The following is a 2,858-nucleotide window of genomic DNA, read 5'->3' as shown; positions in this document are numbered from 1 at the left end:
ACCTGAACTAAAATTATGTTTTTGATTGTCAGGGGGATCAAGGTGGCCCCGAACCAAGGTCAATCGGGGCGCCGGTTCCCAATCTTCTGTTTCATTTTTCGGGACCAGTTCACCCCTAAACCAGGGCAGGTTTGCCTTGATGCGCCATGAGATTTGCCTCTCGCGGCGGAAAGACAACGGTCACGGCGGTCCCATGGCCCGGCGCGCTTCTCAGTGTGACATGGCCGTCGTGCAGGTCCATCAACGCCTTGACGAGGGTCAGGCCCAGGCCCGTGCCCTGGATCGCTCTCTGGTCGGCATCGCGGGCGCGGCTGAAAGCCTCGAAAACGCGGTCGTGGTCCTCCGGAGGGATGCCGATGCCGGTGTCCTCGACGGTCAGCCGGACGGCGCCATCGCCGGCGCCCTCCGCCCGCACCATGACATGGCCGCCGGGCGGCGTGAACTTGAGGGCATTGGACACAAGGTTGAGAAGAACCTGACGCACGGCCCGTTGGTCGGCGACCAGCGTTCCGGTGTCGGGCGCCACCTCTGTCCGCACGGTCAGGTCGCGTTCTTTCGCCTTCAACGCAACCGTCCTGACGCAGGCCTCGATTTCCTCGGTCACATCCAGGGCCTTGACCGTGATCTCGCGCCGGCCGCTTTCCACGCGGGCCAGATCGAGAATGTCGTCGATCAGCGACAGCAGGAACCGCGCGCTGTCCAGGACATTGTGGGTGTACTCCACATAGACCGGCGTCATGGGACCCAGGGTTTGCAGGGTCATCATTTCCGAAAACCCGATGATGGCGTTGAGCGGCGTACGCAGCTCGTGGCTCATCGTGGCGAGGAAGCTGGACTTGGCGAGGCTGGCCGTCTGCGCCAGTTCCATGAGCTCCAGCGCCTTGCGACGCTCCTCGGTCAGCGCGTCGAGGCGCGTCTGCTCCTCCGTCACGTCTCGCACGACACCGAACACCGCGACCGGTGTCCCGTCGGCGTCGGTTTCCAGATGGCCCTGGTTCCAGATGATGCGCTCCCCATCCGCGCGGCGGAAGCGGAAGTGGTAGGTTTCGGGGTGACCGGTGGCGGCGATCCGGTGCAGCGCGTCGACAACGATGTGCTGATCCCGAGGGTCGATCAGGTCGATGATCCCGTCGTATTCCGTGTCAAACGTCGTGGGGTCGAGCCCGAAGATGGCGAACACGCCCTCTGACCACGTCACCTCGCTGGATCGCAGGTCCCGGCGCCAGTGCCCGACGCGGCCGATCAACTGCGATTCCACATAGCGCTCATGCGTCATGCGGGCTCTGTCCTCGGCGGCCTTGCGAGCCGTGATGTCCTTGTCGGTCCCCCGGTAGCCGATCACGGCGCCATGATCGTCCAGAATCGGGATGCCGTTCGTCACAACGCAGACCAATCGGCCGTCGCGGGCGCGGTTCCACGTCTCGTGATCCTTGATGGGAACCGCACTCGAAACGGCTTGCCGGAACGCGGCGCGGGCGGTGTCCGGATCGGGCGAGACATTCAGAAAATCAAAGGGCGCGCGGCCCAGCATTTCGTCGGGCCGATACCCCAACGACTCCATCACGTTGCCAGCCACATACGTATAGCGGCCGTCGGCATCGACCTCCCAGATCCAGTCGGACAGGGTTTCGGCGATGTCGCGGAATCGCCGCTCGGACCGGGCGAGCGCCGCCTCGATGGCGCGACGCGCGGAAATGTCGGTCAGGACGCCGTGCCAGAGAACCGATCCGTCGAACAGACGCTCCGGCATGGCCTGCACGGCCAGCCAAAGAGGCGTTCCCCCCGCGCTCATCACCCGCATCTCACGCGCCCAGACCGTCAGGTCGCGGGCCGACGCCTCCGCGGACCGCCTCAGATGGTCGCGGTCGTCGGGGTGAACACGGTCGAACAGCGCCGCGGCATCCGTGCAGAGGCGCCCTTGCGGCAGCCCGAAGGCGGCGGTCAGACCGCCGTCGAGAAACGGAATGGTCCAGCGGCCCTCGGCGGTGCGCCGCATCTGGAACACCGCGCCCGGCAGGGTCCTGGCGAGCTTGGTCAGGCGGTCGGCCAGTTCGGCTTGGTCGGTCACGTCGGTGTTGGTGCCGACCATCCGGGTCGGCTGCCCCTTTGGGTCGAGCAGAACCTGGGCAAAGGCGCGGATATGGCGGATGGTGCCGTCGGGGCGCACGATGCGGAACTGGGTATCGAACGCGGTCGGCCCTTCAACCGCGTTGCGAAACGCCGTCTCCGCCTTGCTCAGATCATCGGGGTGCAGGCTCTCGCGCCAGACGTCGTAGGCGCCCCGAAAATCGCCGCGGTCCCGGCCATACAGCGCGAACATCCGGTCGTCCCAGGTCAACCGGTTGGTCCTCAGGTCAAGACTCCACAGGCCAATGCCCATGGCCTGCGCCGCGATCCCGAGGTGTTCCTGGGACTCCGCCGCATCGCGGATCCTGCGCCAACGCACCACGACCAGAGCCCAAACGGCCCCCGCCAGCACGACGAGCTCCCCAACCGCCAGGGCAGGCCAGAGTCCGGCAGGAAAGAGAACGCCGTCCGCCATGCGCGAGGTCCTTCGATTGCAGGGGTGAGGACGCTGATATCAGCGTTGCTGTGTGCGGCCCACAGCCGCACCGGCGCACCCGGCAAGACGCCCCGGCGTCATCGGCGACCGTCATCCTTTGGTTCTGGATCACCCTACCCTTCGAAGCCCTAATTCTGACGCGTACATGTTGCCCGGCACAACACTGTTCTTTGAGCGTAAGGACGCCCGTGTTCTCTCCGCCACACTCTTCCGGGTAGACCGCAGGATCGGCCCGCCGCGAGGCGATTTCCGGACCTACTCTCGCGGCGTTGTTCATGATCTCTCAGAGCATCAA

General features: G+C 65.5%; 1 protein-coding gene. It reads right to left on the bottom strand.

The features are described from left to right. Positions 1-115: 115 nt before the first annotated feature. Positions 116-2,542, bottom strand: coding sequence for a PAS domain-containing protein (locus tag Q0309_RS01795; RefSeq protein WP_299436830.1), 2,427 nt, complete (start codon positions 2,540-2,542; stop codon positions 116-118). Positions 2,543-2,858: the final 316 nt, after the last annotated feature.

Source organism: uncultured Rhodospira sp., from assembly GCF_937138205.1.
In the GTDB taxonomy this organism is placed as follows: domain Bacteria; phylum Pseudomonadota; class Alphaproteobacteria; order Rhodospirillales; family Rhodospirillaceae; genus Rhodospira.
Note: the sequence above shows the minus strand (reverse complement) of the source record. Positions and strands in the feature narration are given on the sequence as shown.

Bases quoted from the DNA above. Each gene is read 5' to 3' on its own strand.
- Q0309_RS01795 (WP_299436830.1), bottom strand. From the start codon at position 2,542: ATGGCGGACGGCGTTCTCTTTCCTGCCGGACTCTGGCCTGCCCTGGCG.